The 19,547-nt window shown below is 69.1% G+C and carries 15 protein-coding genes; 6 read left to right on the top strand and 9 right to left on the bottom strand.

All coding sequences use genetic code 11. The features are described 5' to 3' along the window. Position 1: 1 nt before the first annotated feature. Both GHC57_RS03280 and GHC57_RS03275 read left to right on the top strand, forming a co-directional pair. Positions 2–1,237, top strand: coding sequence for a heme biosynthesis HemY N-terminal domain-containing protein (locus GHC57_RS03280; RefSeq protein ID WP_153341130.1), 1,236 nt, complete (start codon positions 2–4; stop codon positions 1,235–1,237). 250 nt (positions 1,238–1,487) lie between these two features. Next, on the top strand, positions 1,488–2,279 hold the full coding sequence (locus GHC57_RS03275; RefSeq protein WP_153341127.1) for a rhomboid family intramembrane serine protease: 792 nt from the start codon (positions 1,488–1,490) through the stop codon (positions 2,277–2,279). A gap of 19 nt (positions 2,280–2,298) precedes the next feature. Here GHC57_RS03275 and GHC57_RS19455 read toward each other — a convergent pair whose 3' ends face one another. The 3 genes from GHC57_RS19455 to GHC57_RS03260 all read right to left on the bottom strand — a co-directional run bounded on the left by GHC57_RS19455 (position 2,299) and on the right by GHC57_RS03260 (position 5,200). After that, the gene (locus tag GHC57_RS19455) at positions 2,299–3,138 is read right to left on the bottom strand and encodes a DUF5320 domain-containing protein (RefSeq protein ID WP_211369109.1); all 840 of its coding nucleotides are present in this window, start codon (positions 3,136–3,138) and stop codon (positions 2,299–2,301) included. A 63-nt stretch (positions 3,139–3,201) separates the two neighbouring features. Next, the gene (locus GHC57_RS03265) at positions 3,202–4,260 is read right to left on the bottom strand and encodes an agmatine deiminase family protein (protein ID WP_153341125.1); all 1,059 of its coding nucleotides are present in this window, start codon (positions 4,258–4,260) and stop codon (positions 3,202–3,204) included. A 25-nt stretch (positions 4,261–4,285) separates the two neighbouring features. After that, positions 4,286–5,200, bottom strand: a complete 915-nt coding sequence (locus tag GHC57_RS03260) for a branched-chain amino acid aminotransferase (RefSeq protein WP_153341123.1) — start codon at positions 5,198–5,200, stop codon at positions 4,286–4,288. Between the two features lie 154 nt (positions 5,201–5,354). Between GHC57_RS03260 and GHC57_RS03255 the strand changes: the two genes are divergently transcribed. Genes GHC57_RS03255 through GHC57_RS03245 form a run of 3 tightly spaced genes read left to right on the top strand, consistent with a single transcriptional unit; the run spans position 5,355 to position 7,930 of the window. After that, positions 5,355–5,846, top strand: coding sequence for a MarR family winged helix-turn-helix transcriptional regulator (locus GHC57_RS03255; RefSeq protein WP_153341121.1), 492 nt, complete (start codon positions 5,355–5,357; stop codon positions 5,844–5,846). Then, the gene (locus GHC57_RS03250; RefSeq protein WP_153341118.1) at positions 5,843–6,598 is read left to right on the top strand and encodes a response regulator; all 756 of its coding nucleotides are present in this window, start codon (positions 5,843–5,845) and stop codon (positions 6,596–6,598) included. Before GHC57_RS03255 ends, GHC57_RS03250 begins: the two co-directional genes overlap by 4 nt. Before the next feature lie 3 nt (positions 6,599–6,601). Further along, entirely contained in the window at positions 6,602–7,930 is a 1,329-nt protein-coding gene (locus GHC57_RS03245) for an ATP-binding protein (RefSeq protein WP_153341116.1), read from the top strand. A 47-nt stretch (positions 7,931–7,977) separates the two neighbouring features. Here GHC57_RS03245 and GHC57_RS03240 read toward each other — a convergent pair whose 3' ends face one another. After that, on the bottom strand, positions 7,978–13,281 hold the full coding sequence (locus tag GHC57_RS03240) for a cadherin-like domain-containing protein (RefSeq protein WP_153341114.1): 5,304 nt from the start codon (positions 13,279–13,281) through the stop codon (positions 7,978–7,980). Between the two features lie 506 nt (positions 13,282–13,787). On the opposite strand from GHC57_RS03240, the gene GHC57_RS03235 reads away from it, so the two are divergent. Beyond that, positions 13,788–14,546, top strand: coding sequence for a VPLPA-CTERM sorting domain-containing protein (locus GHC57_RS03235; protein ID WP_170294654.1), 759 nt, complete (start codon positions 13,788–13,790; stop codon positions 14,544–14,546). A 109-nt stretch (positions 14,547–14,655) separates the two neighbouring features. On the opposite strand, the gene GHC57_RS03230 is transcribed toward GHC57_RS03235, so the two are convergent. The 5 genes from GHC57_RS03230 to GHC57_RS03210 form a co-directional block, all read right to left on the bottom strand. Continuing rightward, entirely contained in the window at positions 14,656–15,276 is a 621-nt protein-coding gene (locus tag GHC57_RS03230) for a type 2 periplasmic-binding domain-containing protein (protein WP_153341110.1), read from the bottom strand. Between the two features lie 2 nt (positions 15,277–15,278). After that, positions 15,279–16,550, bottom strand: a complete 1,272-nt coding sequence (locus tag GHC57_RS03225; protein WP_153341108.1) for an MBL fold metallo-hydrolase — start codon at positions 16,548–16,550, stop codon at positions 15,279–15,281. A gap of 212 nt (positions 16,551–16,762) precedes the next feature. Next, on the bottom strand, positions 16,763–18,079 hold the full coding sequence (locus GHC57_RS03220; protein WP_211369108.1) for a hypothetical protein: 1,317 nt from the start codon (positions 18,077–18,079) through the stop codon (positions 16,763–16,765). A gap of 6 nt (positions 18,080–18,085) precedes the next feature. Further along, entirely contained in the window at positions 18,086–18,499 is a 414-nt protein-coding gene (locus GHC57_RS03215) for a hypothetical protein (RefSeq protein WP_153341106.1), read from the bottom strand. Further along, positions 18,496–19,407: a hypothetical protein gene (locus GHC57_RS03210; protein WP_153341104.1), complete on the bottom strand. Its 912-nt coding sequence runs from the start codon at positions 19,405–19,407 to the stop codon at positions 18,496–18,498. The genes GHC57_RS03215 and GHC57_RS03210 overlap by 4 nt, the downstream gene beginning before the upstream one ends. Positions 19,408–19,547 lie beyond the last annotated feature (140 nt).

Below are 19,547 nucleotides of genomic sequence, written 5' to 3'. Positions count from 1 at the left end.
GATGTTCCAAATCATCCTGCTCATTCTTGTGGGCGTCGCCGTGGTGGCGGGCGGCCTGTGGCTGTCCGCCAACCCGGGGTCGCTCACCATCGACTGGCTCGGCTGGCAGGTCGATACCAACATGATCTACGGGCTTGTCGCCCTGGTCGTGCTGTTCGGTCTGTTCCTGATCGTGCTGCGCCTGCTGGGCGCGGTGCTGAGCATGCTCGGCCTGCGGTCGGTCAAGAGCCGGGGCAACCTGTCCCGCTCGGTCCAGGCCATGGGTGAGGCCTACGCCGCCCTGCGCGCCGGCAACGGCGCCCAGGCCCAGGTGGAAGCCGCCCGCACGCGCGCGGCATTCAACGATCCGGCCACCAACCCGGCCTCGCTCATGGAAGCCGACGGCTACGCCCGGGCCGGCAACACCCAGGCCGCCCGCGAGCTTTACGCCACCCTGCTGACCAACCCGGAGACCGAGATCGGCGCCCTGCGCGGCATGCTCGATCTGGCCGTGGACGCCCGCGACGACGCGGAAATCGCGGAGTGGACCGAGCGCGCCCTGTTCAAGGCCGACAATCCGGGCTGGGCCGCCATGCCGGCTCTGGATCTGGCCCTGCGCCAGGATCGGCCGGACGCCATGGAGCGCCCGCTCCAGGTGCTGGAGAAGAGCGGCAGCATCGCGCCGGAGCGCGCCCGCGACCTGCGCGCCCAGGCCTTCTTCATGCGCGCCAAGGCCGCCAAGGCGGCCGGCAAGACATCCGAGGCGCAGACCCTGTGCCGTCAGGCGCTTGAGCTCGTCCCGGACTACCCGGACGCGGCCGACCTGCTGGCCCGTCAGCTCGTGGCGGAGAGCAAGGACCGCAAGGCCGCCCAGATCGTCGAGGACATCTGGCGCCGCGCCCCCCACCCGCTGCTGGCCCGCACCTGGCGGGACATGGCCGGCAAGGGCGAGCCCATGGTCGTGGCCAAGCGCATGGAAATGCTGGCGGCCTTCAATCCGCAGCACACGGAAAGCCGTCTCGCCGCCGCCGAGGCCGCGGTGGACGCCAAGCTGTGGGGTCAGGCGCGCAGCCATCTCGCCCCGCTGCTGGAGGGCACGCCCGGTGTGCGCGCCTGCCTGCTGATGGCGCGGATCGAGGACGGCGAGAAGGGCGACAGCGCCAAGGTGATGGAGTGGATGGGCAAGGCCATCGACGCCGCCCAGGGTCTTGCCGCCGAGGCGACTCCCGACTCCGGCACCACGGCCAAGGCCGCGTGATCTCAACGGCGGGTGAGGATCCCTCACCCGCCGGGCGGGCCCGGGCTTCAACGGTCATCGCCGAATGCCGTTGGGACAAGTCGGGCGATGCGGCCTGGACCTCGGGCCGCCCGCCCCCCACGTGTTGAGAGCCGCACGTTTCGCGGGGCGATCCGGAGGGTCCGGGTCGCCCCGTTTTTCGTGCCGCCCTCCCCTCCTCCCCCGCCGTCCCGCCGCGCCGCCCGCCTCCGGCCAGAAGGAGCCCCGCCCCATGCTGCCCCTGCGCGACGACAATCCCACCTCGCGGCCCAGCGTGGTGACCTATGGCCTGATCGCGATCTGTGTCGCCACCTCCCTCTACCAGATGGCGCTGACGCCGCAGGAAGGATACGAGCTGATCGTCTCGCTGGGCGCGATTCCGATCGTTGTCACCGGCACCCAGAGCCTGCCCCCCGAACTGGCCCTGATCCCCCCCTTGGCGACTCCGGTGACCGCCATGTTCCTGCACGGCGACCTGCTGCATCTCGCCGGCAACATGCTGTACCTGTGGATCTTCGGGAACAACGTCGAGGACGCCATGGGCTCGGTGCGGTTCCTGGTGTTCTACCTGCTGTGCGGTCTGGCCGCGACGGCGCTGCACGTGCTGCAACTGCCGGACAGCGTGGCCCCCATGGTCGGGGCCAGCGGCGCCATCTCGGGGGTGCTCGGGGCCTACCTGATCCTGTTTCCGTGGGCGCGGGTGTTCGTCTGGTTCGGCTTCATCTTCATGTTCTGGGTGCCGGCGATCTTCGTGCTGGGCCTGTGGTTCGGCATGCAGGCGCTGAGCCTGCTGTCCGACCCCAGCGGGGCGGCCAGCGGCGTGGCGTGGTGGGCGCATGTGGGCGGCTTCGTGGTCGGGCTGGCGCTGGTGCCACTGTTCAAGCGGCGCGAGGTGCCCCTGTTCAGCCGGCGACGGACCGTGCGCCGGATCACCGTGATCCCGCGCGTGGGCCACCACAAGGACACGCGGCGGCGCGGCCCCTGGGACGACCCCAAGGGGCCGTGGGGTGCGGGGCGACCGTGATCCTGGCCGGGCGAAAGGATCAGGGTTCGGGGTCGCCCGACGTCGGCGGCATGGCCGAGGGCGCGGGCGGCATCCGGGTCGGCGCGCCCGGCATGGCGGTCGGGGCCGGCGGGTCCGCCGTCGCGGTCGGCGGCGGCTTGGCGGGCGGCATGGCGGGCGGCATGGCGGGCGGCGCGGACGGCGTCGCAGGGGTCGTCCCCGTCGGCGCCGGGCTGGCCCCTGGCACCGGCGGCGAAGCGGGTGCGGTCCCCGTCGGCGCCGGACTCGGGGGCAACAGAAGCGACGGGCCGAGGGACGCCATCACCGCCCGCGCGTCATAGGCCTCGGCGTTGTCCTGCGGCGGGTCGCCCGGGCGCATCACGATGACGGCCTGTGCGGTGTAGCGGCTGCCCGCCGGCACCGGCTGCGCGTAGTACGGGTAGCCCCAAGGGCCGAACCCATAGCGGTACCCGAGTCCGAACCGCGATCCCCGGCAGCATCCGAATCCGGTGCCGTAGCCGAAATGCAGGGACGTGCGCGGCGTGGCGTATCCGTACCGCGTGAACCGCTCCGTGTCGCGATCGGTGATGACGAAGTGATCGAAGCCCCGGTGCACGGTGACTTCGGCGGCGCGGTAGAGCAGCGCGTTTTCCACGGTCTGGCGGGGCGTGGTGCTGTTGCCCGAAAACGTGATCCGCAGCCGGTTGGGTTCCAGTTCCTGGCCGCTGTAACCGCCGCCGCCCTCGCCGGCCGGCTGGTAGGGCGTGGGTGTGCGCGGTGTCGGCGTGGCGCAGGCGGCCAGCATCACGAGCACCGCGCCGAGGGCGACGGCCCGCGCCCCGGCGGTGGACAGATGGCGTGGACTGCGGCGTGCAGGCATGGCCCGACCCTCCGTTACGGCTCCACTATGAGCCAGCGGGCCGCGCCGGGCAATCGCCGAGGGTCAGCCGCCGCAGCCGGGCTTGGGGCGGGCGTGCGGTTCCTGCTGGGTGATGCAGTGGATGTTGCCGCCGCCGCGCGCGATCAGAGCGCCCTCGGGCATCATGACCACGTCGTGATAGGGGAAGGCCTCCCGCACCATCTCCAGGGCCAGCGCGTCCGTGTCGAGGCCGAACCCGGGCATGACGATGCCGCCGCCCGCGACGTAGAAATTCACATAGGAGCGCGCCACCGGGCGGCCGTCCACGCCGGTCGCGGCCGGCACATAGGGCAGCGGCAGCACGTCGATCTGGCGGCCGTAGGCGTCGGTCTCGTCCTGAAGGGCCGCCAGGTTCGCCCGCAGGCGCGCATGGTCCGGATGCGCCGGATCGCGCGGCGGCTCCACCATCAGCACCAGACCCGCCCGCGCGAAACAGGCGACCATGTCCACGTGCCCGTCGGTATCGCCGTCGTCGGCCAGACCGTGCGGCAGCCAGACCACCGTGTCCACGCCCAGCAGATCGCGCAGATGCCGCTCGATGGCGGCGCGGTCGAGGCCGGGATTCCGGTTGGAGTTGAGCAGGCACTGCTCTGTGACCAGAAGCGTGCCCTCGCCGTCGGCGCACAGGGCGCCGCCCTCCATGACCAGAGGCGCCCGCACCACGCGCGCGCCGGCCCGCGCCGCGATGGCGGCCGCGAGCGCATCGTCGGCGGCCAGATCCGGGGCCTTGCCGCCCCAGCCGTTGAACACCCAGTCGATGGCCACGCTGGTTCCGGCGTCGTCCACCACGAAGGTGGGTCCCGAGTCGCGGGCCCAGCAGTCCACGATGGGATGGGGCATCACCTCGATGTCGGCCCCGCACCGCCGGGCGGCGTCGGCGGCGTCGTCGGGCCGGGCGACCAGGGTGACGGGCTCGAACGCGCGGATGGCGCGGGCCACCGCCGCGAAGGCGTCGCGCGCCGCATCCAGATGCGCCCCCCAGGTGGCGGGGCGGGACGGCCAGCACATCCAGCAGCGGACATGCCCCTCGGTCTCCGCGGGCAGGCGGAACCCCGCCAACCCCGGATCATGCGCCGGGTCCATCGCGCGCCCCCCCCAGCCGCCGGCATCACGCCGCCGAAATGGACGCCGCCGCCGTCAGGTCGTTGGTGCGCCCCACGGCCTTGTCATAGGCCGCGATCAGGGTGCGGGTCACCTCGCCCGGCGTGAACGTCAGGTCCCCGATCTGCCCGACCGGCGTGACCTCGGCGGCGGTGCCGGTCAGGAACACCTCGGACGCCTGGGCCATGTCCTCGGGCATGATGACGCGCTCGACCACCTCAAGGCCGGCCGCCCGCGCCAGATCGATGACGGTGCGCCGGGTGATGCCGTCCAGGAAGCAGTCCGGGACGGGCGTGTGCAGCTTGCCGTCCGGCATCAGGAAGAAGATGTTGGCCCCCGTGGCCTCCGCCACCTGACCGCGCCAGTCGAGCATGAGGGCGTCGTGGAAGCCCTGACGCTCGGCCTCGTGCTTGGACAGGGTGCAGATCATGTACAGCCCGGCCGCCTTGGCGTGCACCGGCGCGCAGCGCGGATCGGGGCGGCGCCAGTCGGAAACCGCCAGCTTGATGCCGGCCATGCGCGCTTCGGGCGAGAAGTACGACGGCCATTCCCAGGCCGCGAGGGCCAGGTTGATGCGGTTCTTCTGCGCCGAAACCCCCATCATCTCCGACCCGCGCCAGGCGATCGGGCGGACATAGCCGTCGACGATGCCGTTGGCCTTCAGCACGACGTCGTGGGCGGCGTTGATCTCGTCCACCGAATAGGGGATCTCGAACCCCATCAGACGCGCCGACTCGTGCAACCGCTCGGTATGTTCGGTAAGCTTGAAGACCGAGCCGTTGTACACCCGTTCCCCCTCGAACACCGCGGAGGCATAGTGCAGGCCATGGGTCAGCACGTGCACCTTGGCGTCGCGCCAGTCGATCATGTCGCCGTTGAGCCAGATCTGGCCGTCGCGATCGTCGAAAGGAAGGATTGCCATGGGTCGTCGCCTCCGGGAGATGGATTATGTCCGTATATGACCTGGACTGGGTAACATCGTTAGGGCAATATGTCAACAAGACTGACGTATATGTCCAACGCAATGCTGCCGTATCCCATCCGCATGACAGCCCCTCCGGCGAGGACCGTCCCCGATGACAGAGTTGAAACCCGGCCCCAATCCACTCTTCCTACGTGAGGAGGAGTTGCGCCAGGCCATCGAGATGCTGTTCTTCGCCTACCGCGACTTCACCGGCGAGCCCGACGCCATCCTGGCGCACCTGGGTTTCGGCCGCGCCCATCATCGGGTGATCTATTTCGTCGGTCGCCACCCCATGATTTCGGTCAGCGAGCTGTTGCTGATCCTGAAGATCACCAAGCAGAGTCTGTCCCGGGTGCTCAGCCAACTGGTGCGCGAAGGCTTCATCGTGCAGCATCAGGGCACGGAAGACCGCCGCCAGCGCCTGTTGAAGCTGACCGACAAGGGGGTGGAGATCGAACGCCAACTGACCGAGGCCCAGCGCCAACGCATCGCCCGCGCCTACCGCGAGGCCGGCGCCGAGGCGGTGCAGGGATTCCGCGCCGTGATGCTGGGGATCATGGACGCCCCGGACCGGGGCCGCTTCGACCGGGAGCGGGACGGATGACGCCAGCCGCCGACAGCCCGGAGCCGCTCGACGGCCTCGACGTGGCGGACGCGCCCCACATCCTGGTCGTCGATGATGACGAGCGGCTGCGAACACTGCTGACCCGCTATCTGTCCGACAACGGGTTCGTGGTCACGGCCGCGTCGGGCGCGGAAGAGGCGCGCGCCTGCCTCGCCACCCTGACCTTTGACCTGCTGGTGGTGGATGTCATGATGCCCGGCGAGGACGGCCTGTCCCTGACCCGCTCGCTGCGCGAAAGCGATGCCGTGCCCATCCTGATGCTGACCGCGATGGGCGACCCGGAAGCGCGCATCCAGGGACTGGAGGCCGGCGCGGACGACTACCTGCCCAAGCCCTTCGAGCCGCGCGAGTTGCTGCTGCGGATCACCGGCATCCTGCGCCGGGTGACCGACCGGGGCCGCGCCGACGAAAGCCCGGCCGCCGCCCCCAACGGTCCGGCCCCGCTGCGCTTCGGCCCGCTGGAACTGGACCTGCGCCGGGAATCGCTCACCCGCGACGGCGTGCCCGTGCGCCTGACCACCACCGAGACGCAGCTTCTGATGGTGATGGCGCGTCATGCCGGCACCGTGATCTCGCGCGAGGATCTGGCCGAGATGACCGGCACCGGCGCCAACCCCCGGGGCGTGGACGTGCAGGTGACCCGCCTGCGCCGCAAGCTGGAGCCTGACCAGAAGGTGCCGCGCTACCTGCAGACCGTGCGGGGGCGCGGCTATCTGCTGCGGCCGGACTGAGCCATGGGCTGGTTCCGACCCTTCCGCCTCATCAAGCGTCTGGTCCCGCGCGACCTGATGGGCCGTTCGCTGCTCATCATCGTCATTCCGCTGCTGCTGCTGCAGATCATCACCACCTGGGTGTTCTTCGATCGGCATTGGGATCTGGTCTCGCGGCGGCTGAACACCGCCGTGGCCACCGAAATCGGCCTGATCGCCCGGCTCATCCACACCTACCCGGGCGAGGCCATGCAGGAATGGGCCTTCAGCGTGGCCCGCATCACGCAGGGGCTGGTGTTCACCGTGACCCCCGGCGCCCGCCTGCCGGAGATCCCGCCGCAGAACAGCGACCCGATCGAACGCGCCCTGGCGCGGCGCATGGGCAGCTACATCCCCTACCCGTTCGTCATCGACGCCCGCCCGGGCGAGGATTTCCTGACCGTCCACATGCGGGTGCCGGACGGGCTGTTGTCGGTCGAGCTGTCCAAGGAGCGGCTGTTCACCGAGACCATCTTCCTGTTCGTGTTCTGGGTCGCCAGTTCGTCCATCGTGCTGTTCGGGGTGGCGGCCATCTTCATGCGCAACCAGGTCCGGCCCATGCTGCGGCTGGCGCGGGCCGCCGACGCCTTCGGCAAGGGCCGCGAGGCGCCCAACCTCAAGATCGCCGGGGCCACCGAGGTGCGACAGGCCGCGCGCGCCTTCAACGCCATGCGCGAGCGCATCCGCCGCCAGATCGACCAGCGCACCGGCATGCTGGCGGGCGTCTCCCACGACCTGCGGACTCCCCTGACCCGCATGAAGCTGCAACTCGCGATGATGGAGGGCGTGGACGGCGTGGACACCCTGCGCGCCGACATCGGCGAGATGGAGCGCATGATCGAGGCCTATCTGGACTTCGCCCGGGGCACCGGCACCGAGACGGCCCAGACAACGGACCTGGGCGCCCTGCTGGAGGAGGTGGTGGAGCGCCATCGGCGGGCCGGGGGTCGGATCGCCCTGTCCGTCCCGCAGGCGATCATCCTGCCGCTGAAACGGCAGGCGTTCGAGCGCTGTGTGGGCAACATCATCGGCAATGCGGTGCGCCACGGGACCCGCGTGGATGTGCGCGCCTGTCCGGGCGGGGAGTACGCCGAAATCACGGTGGACGACGATGGCCCCGGCATTCCGCCGGAGCAGCGCGAAGCCGTGTTCAAGGCCTTCCAGCGGCTGGAGACCTCGCGCAACCTCAAGACCGGCGGCATGGGCCTGGGCCTGACCATCGCGCGCGATCTGGTGCGGGGCATGGGGGGGGATATCGCCCTGCTGGATGGTCCCCTGGGTGGGTTAAGGGTGCGGCTGCAGTTTCCTTTGTGACCCGGTTCGGCCGTGAACCGGACGTGTCCGGTCCACGACCTCCGCCGCTACCACTCGATCCGTTCGACGTTCGCAAAGGCCAGTTCGCTGCCGTCCTCCAGCGTGACGGTGCCGGAGGCCTCCTCGTCGAACTCCAGGGCGTTGCCGTCCTGCTGCCAGGTCACGCCGCCTTCCACTTGCAGGGTCCAGTCCGCGTCCGGATCGCCCGGAGCGCCGGTGACCCCCTCCAGCACGACGGTGTCGGTCCAGCCCTCGCCGCCGTCGAAACTGTCACCCTCGTCGCCTTGCCCGAACAGGAACAGGTCATCGCCCGCTTCGCCGAACGCGTCGTCGTTGGCCGCGCCGCCCTTCAGGATGTCGTTGCCGTCGCCGCCGAAGAGGGTGTCCTTGCCCTCGCCACCCAGCAGGGTGTCGTTGCCCGCGCCGCCGGACAGCATGTCCTTGCTGCCGCCGCCCGAGATGTGGTCGTCGTGGTCCGAGCCGATCACGGTATCCTTGCCGTCCAGGGCATCGACGACCACCCCGGCGTCCGCGTCGCTGTAATCCACGGAGTCCTTGCCGTCGGTCAGCGTCGTGGCTTCGGCCTCGGAAACGGTTTCTTCTCTCTGAGCCACCCCTGGACGCTGGAAGTCCGTGCCCCGCATGATGTCACCGGGGCCGCTGTGCGGACCGCGACCACTGGCGTCTGCGGCCGCCAGCTCCTCGGCATCGGCGAAGTTGACCTCGACGGACTGAACCATGAAGTCGGAGGCGTCGCCGTTACCGGCCACCGCGCCGTCGGCGTATGTGTCACCGACAAAGCGGATTTCGTCGAAGACCGCGCCGTCGCTTTCGATGGTGACCGCGCCGGAGTGACCGCTCTCGGCCGTCTCGTTGCCCTCGCCAACCTTTTCGCCGTCCTTGTAGGCCTCCCAACGGACCTGTTCTCCGCCGGCCTCGTTGGCGAAGGCGCGGGTAAAGGTCGCCGTCGCCGAGCTGGCCGGGGCGTCCAGTTCGATCACCAGGGCCTCGCCCTGGCCGCTGTCAGCGTCATAGCCGATCTGGCTGGCTGGACCGGAGGCGTTGTTGCCGTTCGCCCCCAACCCATGCTTGCTGTGCGAGACGTTGTCCGCCAGCGCTTCCGTGCGATTGCCGTCGGCATCGATATTGATGGCCTTGATCGCGAAACCCTGATCGGTGCTGTCGTAGTTGGAGGTGTCGATGGTCACCGTCGTGCCCGCGAACGGACTCGGTTGATCGGCGGCCTCGCGCGCCGCCAGCAGATCGGTCAGACCGTCCTGGTCCAGGGTGGTGTCGCCGAACTGGAGCGTCTCAATGCCGTCCAGGATGTCTGTGCCGTCGCGGTCCGCAACCTGGTCGGCCACGGTGATGGTGCCGTCTTCGTTGACGGTGATGTCGTAGTCCTCGACCGGACCGCGGAAAATGGCGGTATCGGTGCCCTTTCCGCCGGACAGGCGGTCGTCATTGCGGCCGCCGGCCAGGGTGTCCTCTCCGCTATCGCCGAACAGCCGATCATCGCCGTCGCCACCGTCAAGGACGTCATCACCGCCGCCGCCGGTCACCAGATCGTCACCGACGCCGCCCGCGAAGGTATCGTCGTGGGCGCGGGTTGCCGTGTCCTCGGTCAGGTTATCCTTGCGCACCACGGTGCCGTCACTCTTCGTCCAGGCGGTGCCGCCGTCCAGGTGGACTTCGGATGAGCCGTAGGCACCGTCCAGGGTGACGCTGTCGCGACCATAGCCACCGTCCACCGTGATGTGGGTTTCACCGCCCTCGCCCGTGATGTTGATGGTGTCGCTGCCGTGGCCGCTGTCCACGAAGACGGTGTCCGTGCCCTCGCCGTTGGCGCTCACCGTAATGGTATCGTCGCCGCGCCCGGTGTGAACGGCGGTCTCCTCGGCGTCGTCCACGGTGATGCTGTTGTCGTCGTAGACCTTGTAGTCTTTCCCGGAAGACGTCTCGCGGGTCTGGAAGCTCTCGCCGGTGGTGACATCAACCGTATCGGCGCCGGAGACGTTGATGGTGGCGGCGTCCTCGGTGACGACGGTGGCGGAGGCCGACTGGCCGTCCAGGGTGACGGAATCGGCGCCCTCGCCGGTCTTGATGTTGAAGTGCGTTTGGCCATCGTCGCCCGTCCCGGTGATGGTGTCATCACCGGCCCCGGTGTCCACCGTAAAGGTGTTGTCCCAGCCGGACCCGTTGGTCCGGGCGTCGATGTCCACGACATCGTCGCCATCGGCGGTTTCGACCGATCCGCGTTTGGCGTCGTCGATGGTCACCGTGCTGTCGCCGGTCCCCTCGCTCAGGTCCACATCGGCGCGCACGAAGTTGTCGATGGTCACGTCCGCGCCGGCCTCGCCCTCGGCACGCACGCTTTTGGCACTGTTCCAGCGGTCCACGCCGATGGACGCGCCGTCGCCGTCACTGTCGGCCAGTTGAGTATCGGCGTTGATCGCGCCCCAGGGGTTCGCGACATCATCGTCGCTTTCGGTCACGGTCACCACATCGTCGCCGGCATAATCCGGGGTCGACGTGCCGCTGTTGTCGAGCGTGAACGTCACGTCCGGATCGGCCGGCGGCGGGGCCGGCTCGTTGCTGTCCTGGGCGGCTCCCCCGGGGTCGCTGCCCTCGGCGCCGGTGTCCTCGGTTCCGTCCACGACCCGCACCGTGGCGTGATCGGTGGTCGAGTCCTCCCCGTCGCTGACGGTGAACGAGACCACGCGGTCGCCGGTCTCCGGGGTTTCTCCGCTGTTCTGCAGCTTCACCCGGGCCAGCACGTCGGTGTAGGTGGCCTCGTCGGCCTCGCCCGTGAACTTCAGGGCATAGCCGCCCTCGTCTTCGACAACGTCCAGCGAGATGCCGGTGTCGCCGATGGTGCCGTCCTCGTTGACCGTGAGCCCGTCCACGTGCAGTTCGTCGCCCGGCTGCATGCCCTCGCTGATGCGGGCCTCGGCCGACATCAGGGTGGGGCTGTCCAGGTCGGACACCTGGATGTCCGGGGCCACGGCGGTGGCCACCATCTGGCGGGCGTTGTCCGCCCCCACGTTCACCGTGAACACCAGATCGTTGTAATCGTGGTCGCCCAGGCCCTTCAGGTCCTCGAAGCCCACCATCAGACTGTCGCCGTCCGGCGTGACGCCGCTGATGGCGTGCTGTTCGTTGTCCGGATTGAGCGCCGTGGTCTCGTTGGCGGCCACCGAGTGGTAGATGCCGCCCTGGGACTTGACCGTATGGACGCTGCCGTCTTCCTGGATGAACACCAGCTTCGGCGTGTCGGTGCTGGTGGTCGCCGGGTCGCCGTTCTCATCGACGAAGGCCAGGCGGCCGCCCTCGTTGTTGGCGGCGTCGTCCCAGAAATCGCTGTTCTTGTTCTTGTTGTGCCCGTTGCCGATCAGGAAGAAGCCGATGGTCTTGCCCTCGAAGCCGCCGTCCGGCGGCGTCAGGGTCACGGTTTCGGTCCCGTTCGCCGCGACAACCGTGTCGGTGGCATCGCCGTAGACGATCTGCGGGTTGTTGATCGTCCCGTCCTCTTCGACGACATACCAGCCCAGGGTATTGTGATACCCGGCGCCCTCGCTGACGAAGGTCACGGTCACGTCGTGGTCGTGCTGCAGGGTCAAGGCATCCGGATCGACGCCGTTGACCTCGTCGGCATCGAGTCGCCGGTCTTCCGACAGGTCCGGGAAACTGGCGTTGGTGCCGAAGTCGTGATTGTAGGTCAGGTCCGAGACGTCGGTGATCCGGACCGAGTCCCGCAGGCCCTCGATCACCGGGCCGTCGTTCACTGCCGCCACGTCCACCGTGACGGTGGCCGTGCTGGTCCCGCCCTGGCCATCCGAGACGGTGTAGTCGAAGGTGGCCTCACCGTTGAAGTCGGCATCCGGCGTGAACACCACATCGCCGTCGGCGTTGAGCGACACCGTGCCACCGACCGCGTTCGAGACATCCGTGAGGGTCAGCGCATCGCCGTCCACGTCGGTATCGTTCGCCAGCAGGTCGGCGGCGGCATACGTCACCGCCGTGTCCTCGGTCGCGGTCTGGGCGTCGTCCGCCGCCACCGGGCCGTCGTTCACTGCCGCCACATCCACCGTGACGGTCGCGGTCGAGGTGCCGCCCTGGCCATCCGAGACGGTGTAGTCGAAGGTGGCCTCACCGTTGAAGTCGGCATCCGGCGTGAACACCACATCGCCGTCGGCATTCAGGCTCACCGAGCCGCCCACGGCGTTCGAGACATCCGTGATGGTCAGCGCATCGCCATCCACGTCGGTATCGTTCGCCAGCAGATCGGCGGCCGAATACGTCACCGCCGTGTCCTCGGTCGCGGTCTGGGCATCGTCCGCCGCCACCGGGCCGTCGTTCACTGCCGCCACATCCACCGTGACGGTCGCGGTAGACGTCCCGCCCTGGCCATCCGAGACGGTGTAGTCGAACGTCGCTTCGCCATGGAAGTCCGCGTCCGGCGTGAACACCACATCGCCGTCGGCGTTGAGCGAGACCGTGCCGCCCACCGCGTTGGACACGTCGGTGAGGGCCAGCGCATCGCCGTCCACGTCGGTATCGTTCGCCAGCAGATCGGCGGCCGCGTAGGTCACCGCCGTGTCCTCGGTTGACGACAGAATGTCATCGGCCCCAACCGGACCTTGGTTCAGCGCCGGGCCATCCGGGCCCGGTCCGGCGGTTTCGCGCGGGTCCTCGGTCCCGAAGGGATCGTCAGGGCCGTCCGGCGCGTCATCGGACGCGGGGTTCGGGCTGTCGCCCGCAGCCCCCGCGAGCGGATCCACACCAGCGCCACCCCCCGCGCCTGCGCCCGCCGCGTCGTCGGCCGGCCGCAACCGGCCCTCCGCCACGGACCCGGCGGTCGCGGGCGGAACCCTCGCCGCAACCCCGGGCACGAACGCCTGAACGCCCCCCGCCTCATCGAAGCCGCCCGCCAGGCCGCGCGCAACCGTCTCCGGGCCGGCGCCCCTGTCCTCGGCGCCCGGGGCACCCGGCCCCGTCCCCTGCGCACCGTCGGCGCCTTCGGGCCGCGCACCCGGCGGGATCTCCAGACCGGGCGTCACCGGGGCCGGGTCCCGCGCGTCGAGCGCGCGGGCCTCAAGCACACCCGTTTCCACATCCGGATCGGCGCCGGTGAAGACGCTGGTCTGGCTGCCCTGATGGATGTTCTCGTGGGCCCGCGCATCGTCGCCGTCCAGGGCGGCGCCCACGGCCTCGTGCAGGTCGGCCTCGCCGTCATCCTGCGGGCGATTGGAGGCGAGTGCGGTCAGGTCGTCCAGGATCTGACGATCACTGCTCGCGGCGGCGGCGGGCGCCGGGGCGGGGCCCGGTGTCGTAGTGGTGTCGGCAGCCATGTCAGTCCCGTTCGTGACAGAAGAACACTCATCGATTTTTAACAAAATTTGCATGCTCCCTTGAGAACACACACTAAAGATAAATGAGTTTGGCGCGTTTCAAAAGGAGCGTCGGTGTCTTTGGTCCAAATGTCACAGAATCGACGCCCTTCAATATGACATTGGGCATAGGTTTTGTTTTTGAGGCGCTTCACCACGCGCCCTTTAAAGCAGGCGCCACCCCGACCAACCCGCATATCGTGCGTTTTCAACGAGACGGAAGCTGCGGCGGTCCGGTCCGCCCCCCGAGTCGCGGCCGCCGGCGCGGACCCGCCGGGCCTCCACCGTTCGGTGGACGCGATCCCGAGCCCCGCCAGGACACCCCCACCGAACGATGGAGCCGGGGGGACTCAACCGTCAGGCGGATTGACCCATGACCCTGCCCGGTTCCACAGTCCAGGATCAGACTCATCCCGAGGATCGGGCCGGCTGACAACCGATCAGACCGGACGATGATGGAGAATGCCATGAAGACCCTCGCCACCACGGCCCTGACGACCGCCGGCCTGTTCCTGGCCACCGCGACGGCCCAGGCCGCCGTGATCGATTTCGCCAGCCTGGGCGGCGGCACGTCCGTGTTCGGCACCAACGCCGTGGCTCCCGGCCTGACCATCTCGTCCGCGTCCGGCGGCGCCGACGGTGTCGCGCTGGTCGAGGGCGAGACGCCGGCCGCCTACGGCGCGCCCAACGGCGGCGACTCCATCCTCAACGGTGGCCTGCCGGAGACCGGCGGCTTCGGGGACATCTCGAACGCCCGCCTGCATGACTTCGTGTTCGAGTTCGAGACCGCCGTGGACTTCTTCCAGGTGCGCTTCCTGGACTTCGGCGACTACAACCCGAGCAAGGCCACCGAGCACATGTTCGGCGTGCGCGCCTGGGACAGCAACGGGGGCACGTCCGATGCGACCGTGTCCTACACGAGCAACGCGGCGGGCAACCCGACCACCGGCAGCGCGGGCAACCTGTACATCACCGGCGACGCGATCACGGCGGCCTCTGGCGACCCCGGCGACGTGCTGTTCCAGTTCGACGCCGCGCGCTACACCAAGTTCGCGTTCATCTTCGACAGCAATGGCGGCCGCACCGGCCCGTCCGACCCGAACATCGCGTTCGCGGATCTGGACTACTCGGTGGTGCCGCTGCCGGCCGCCGTCTGGTTCATGCTGACCGCGCTGGGCGGCCTGGCCGGGACCCGCTGGCTCCGCAAGGACAAAGCCGCCGCGTAGACCATGCCTGTTGGCTGTCACAGGCCGGGCGAGATCACAGCACCGGCACACACCAACGGCCGGATCCCCAACGGGGTCCGGCCGTTCGCTCTTGTCCCCCGGATCGCCGTCAGCGATCGGCTTCCGAGGTGCCGTACCAGTCCCGGGCCTTGAAGGGACGGGGGCTGTCGCCGCCGACCTCGCACGCCCCGGCGCTGAACTGCGGGCACAGCGCCAGCATGTTGCGGATCCAGGGCTCGTTGTCCTGGACCCAGGCGTCCAGGGCCGCCTGTTCGATGGTCCCATCCGCGACCAGGGACCCCATCTCGTCCAGGCGGGTGGACGAGACGAAGAACAGGTTCAGGAACTCGGCCACCTCCGGCGCCTCATCCGCCACGGCGCGCGTGATGACGGTGCGCCGCTCGGGCAGGGCCCCCATCTGGTTCGGCCCCAGATCGATGACGCCGAGGGCCTCCAGGTCGGCGTCCGCCAGCATCTCGGGCGCGACATCGAAGGTGACCTGCGGCGCATCCACGCTCAGGGCCTGCAACAGCCCATCCCCGTCCACGGTGCTGACGCGGGCGGTGTGCGGGCTTTCCAGGGCGCGCAGGATGGCGCCGAAGGTGTGGGCCTTGGCCACGGACGGCGGACCGCCCACGGACAGGAAGGTGATGTCGGCCGCCAGCGCCCCCATCGGAGCGATGGCCAGCCCGAGGGCCGCGAGCGCGGCCCCCGTGCGGGTCAGGGTCATGGCTAGTACGTGGCTCCCTCTACGGCGTCGCCGTCGCCCGAGGCGGGCGGCGCATAGGCGGCCGGCGCGGCATCGGCGCTGACCGGGCTCATCAGCGGCACATCGCGGCCGAAACCGATCTGGTCGCCGTTGCCCAGATAGACCGGGTCCTTGCTGCCGAAGCGGGCCGTGCCCTGCTGCACCGGCAGGCCGCGGGCGATGAACTTCTTCACCGTCAGCAGCCCGGTGCAGTGGTTGGCGCCGATCTTCTCGAAGCCGTAGTCGCCCAGGGTAAAGACGAGGTCGTCGTACTTCGGATCCCAGTCGTCGAACGGGCTGATGTGCAAGCCGCCGTAAATCCCGTACAGCTTGTCCATCTTGATTTCGCGCAGCGCCGTCTCGGCGAACTGGATGATGCCCTGGTGGCAGCAGCCGGTGACCGAGACCAGGCCCTTGCCCTCGACGTTCACATACAGGCTGTTCTCGCCGTACACGCGGGTGATGATCGGGATCGCGAAGTTGTAGACGGCCACCCCGTCGAACAGCTTGGTCAGGCCCGGCTTGAGCACGTGAAGCTTGCCGCGATGACCGGAGTCCTTCACGTACTGATAGCCCTCTTCGTAGAAGCCGTCCGGCACATAGACGTCGATGTCCGGCGCATACTTCATGGCCACCGGGAAGCCCCAGAAGTGGTCGAAGTGCTCGTGCGAGATCACCAGGGCGTCGATCTCGCCGTTGGCCAGCATGGTGTCGATGCCCTCGCGCCGGAACGCCTTGTCGATCCAGTCATAGGACCAGCCGGAGTCCAGCAGGATGCGCTTGGTGCTGCCGTCGCGCATCTCGAACTCCAACAGCGCGGAGTAGCCGCCGGCGTTTTCCGGATGGACCGCGTTCTCCATCTGGAATTCCCAGGCGCGCTCCAGGTTGTTGGGCAGGTCGGCCTTGATGTGCTTGATGCCGTCGGCATAGCTGCCCTCGGCCAGCTTGCCGTTCTTGTTCGCGAAGGGGGGCCAGTTGAACTTGTACTGGTTGACGAGCAGGCCGCCCGCGCCCCGGATGTCGCCGATCAGGTCGGCGTTGTTGAACCAGCTCGTCTCCGAAATGTTCGTCACCTTCAGGGACACGACGGCGCCGATGTCGGCCTTTTCCGTCTCCGGGGTGTCGAAATGGGCGTGCCGCATCGGGGAGTAGGAATACGCCCCCATCATGCCCAGCGCGCCCAGCGCCGTGCCGCCCACGGCGCCGCGCAGGAAGGCGCGGCGATCGTCGTTGGGGCCTTGGGAGGAATCGGTCATGTGTCAGGACTCCCAGTCTGGGGACCCGGCCGGTCCGGCGCGCGCGGAACCGCGCGCCGGCCGGCGGGTTCGGATCGGACTACCAATCCATCATCAGGGGCAGGGTGCCGCCCCACTTCAGCGCGTAGACCACGATGAAAAACAGGACGATGCCCATCGGGATGCCGGCCAGAAGGCCCTTGGTATAGGTGTTCATAGCGACCTCCCTTGTCCTATTCGGCCGGGTTCAGAGCCGGGTCGAGAGCCGCCCCGGATTCCGACGCCGGCACGGTCCGCGTGGCGGGCGCGATCTTCCATCCGGGCCAGTTGTCCATGAACCAGTGGTTGATGAGCATGATGTTGATGAGCCAGATGGTCGGGATCATCGGGAACTGCTGCGGATGGCTGAAGCCCTTCTGGGTGCCCAGGAGCAGGTGGCTGGTGTTGTAGTACAGCCAGTAGATGGCGATGGCGGCGACCAGGGTGACCAGGGTGCGGATGGCGATCCGGCTGGTCGGGCTGCCCTTGCGCGGCCAGTTGTTGAAATAGAAGGTGATGAACAGCGCGGGCAGCAGGAAGAAGATCATCATCTCGCCCACGTGCAGCCAGCGCCAGTCGGGCGCCATCAGCCGGCGGGTGCCGCGCACGGCCTCGCCCCACCACAGTTCCTGCGCGAAGTACAGGAAGAAGTGACACGCGAACGCGATGGCGATGATGCCGAAGAAGGTGGCGAACCGGCGGCCCCAGTCATGCCTGATGAGGCGGAACGGGTAGCGTTCCCAGATCGTCTCGACCAGCCAGACCACGACCGTGCAGCACATGATCCACGAGACATGGAAGTTGCCGCTCACCGTGTCGGCGAAGGTGTGCCACCAGGGGGGCGCGATGGCGGCGAAGGACTGCCACTCCTCGTACAGGATGCCCATGTGCGGGTGCATGGTCATGAAGAAGATGATGGTGGCCAGGAAGAACGTCACCAGCAGGATGGTGAGCCCCCGGACCGGCTGGCGCTCCTTGTGCCAGGGGGCGCCTTCCATGCCCACGATCCAGGCCGGCGACAGCCAGGAGGCCAGCGCGGCGAACATCAGGATGGCGAGCGCCGCATATTCCTCGGCGAAGAACTCGGTGATGCCGAGCTTCTGCATCTCGTCCGGGCTGAAGTAGGCCATGCCGTAGTTGCCCAGCAGGCCCTCGAAGAAGCCCTTGATGACCATCAGCATGATGACCACCGCGATGCCGGTCAGCAGCACCCCCTTGAGGACGGGATGGGTGCGCTCCAGCCAGGCCCGGCGGAACGGCCAGAAGTTGAAGATGTAGACCATCCAGATGAAGATGATGAGCAGCCAGCGGCAGTACATGTAGCCGACATAGGGCGTGTACAGGCGCATCCAGCCGCGCGGATCCTGGAAGATCCACCAGGTCGCATAGAACAGGGCCCCGAGCAGGACCAGGTTCAGAATCTGCGGAATGGGGCTGGGCCAGCGCTGGACGAGATTGCGCTCCTCCAGGTAGCCGTCTCCATAGCGCTCCATGGTCTCCGAATGTTGCATGGCGCTTTACCCTCTCAAGAGATCGCCGTCCGGCGCGGGCGCATCCGGCCCGGCGCCCTGATCGGCGTCGTCCCGCCCGGGGGCGGGGGTGGCGCACTGGTGCGCCATGATCTCGCGGGCGAGGTCCACATCGGACTTGCCGCGCGGATCGATGCCCAGATCCCGGATGGCATCGGCCAGGAACGGCCGCATTTCCGCGATCAGGGTGTGACACTGCTCGAAACTGTCGAAGAAGCCGGGGACGGGGGCGGCTTCAGCGGTGCAGGCGGGGGCCGGCCGGTCCGCGTCGGGGTCCGTCGCCTCGGCGGCCTCGTCGCCGAGGGCCAGCAGGGTTTCGCCGGGACCATCGGCGATGGCCCGGGCCGCGCGCGAGACCAGGCCGCGACACAGGGCGCGGCGTCCCAGGGGGGCATCGGTCATGCGGGCTCCTCCGCCGTCGCCACGGCGTGGTGATCGTGGGCGTGGGTGTGCGGATCGCCGGCCTCGGCGTCTTCGGCGTGGTGGCAGGCGCAGGGTTGCGCCTCGGGCACCGCCTCCCACCGGCCGGCCGCCCACCAGCGCGCCGGCACCGTCGGCGGACCGAGGGACGGGCCGCCGGCCCGGGCGGAGGACAAAAAGGCCGCCAGCGCGCCCCCGGGCGTGCCGGCGCCATGGTTGGGGTCCGCGCGGGGCAACACAACGTGAACGCCATGCTCACCACCGTCGCGCGGCAGGCCGACCACCACCGTGGGCGTGACGCGATGAACGAAGGCGAGCACCGTCACCAGCGTGTCCAGCACCGGCCGCGCCGCGGCCCAGCCGGCCGGCGTGCCCGAAACGCCCTGCACCGCCGCGCCGCGCCGCGCCGGGTCCAGCGCGAGGCGCAAAAGGCCCACCGCGAACAGGGGAGTCGCGAACAGATCCCGGGTCAGCGTCCGATCCGGCGCCCCGGTGGCGTCAAACCCGGGATCGCGACGGGCCGCCTGCTCGTCCGGCGTCAGCGCATGAAAGGCGGGCGTATCCAGACCGGGAAAATGCCGCACCAACAGGTCGGCCCGGGCCGCGTCGGGCGGCATCAGGGGGGCGACGCCGGCCTGGGGCAGGACCTCCAGGCCGAAGACGCCGTCCGTCCCGCCCAGCCACAGTTGGGCCGCGAAGGGATGCCCGGCGCAGATGTGCAGCCCGGTGAGGCCCACGCGGCCGGCCGCCGCGGCGTCCATCTTCAGCAGGCGCAGGGCGTGGTCGATGACCGCAAGGGCAACGTCCACGGGCCGCAGGGTCCGGGCGTCCACGGCGGACGGGTCGGGGACGGTGGGGATGGACGGAGACTGCGCAGGGCCCTGGTTCATGGGCAGGTGGCGCCAACCGATGGGCGCCCTCCCGGCTGTGTCCCCGTGACAGGGGTCTCCCGGTCACGGCAACGTGACACCCGGCGGCCCGTCTGGATTTGTGCATCGCAAAAGAAACAGCTTGCGACGCAAAAAAGTAC

This window comes from Roseospira navarrensis (assembly GCF_009601025.1).
GTDB classification, from domain to species: Bacteria; Pseudomonadota; Alphaproteobacteria; order Rhodospirillales; family Rhodospirillaceae; genus Rhodospira; species Rhodospira navarrensis.
The sequence above is the reverse complement of the archived record's forward strand: the minus strand, read 5'-3'. Positions and strand labels throughout refer to the sequence as shown.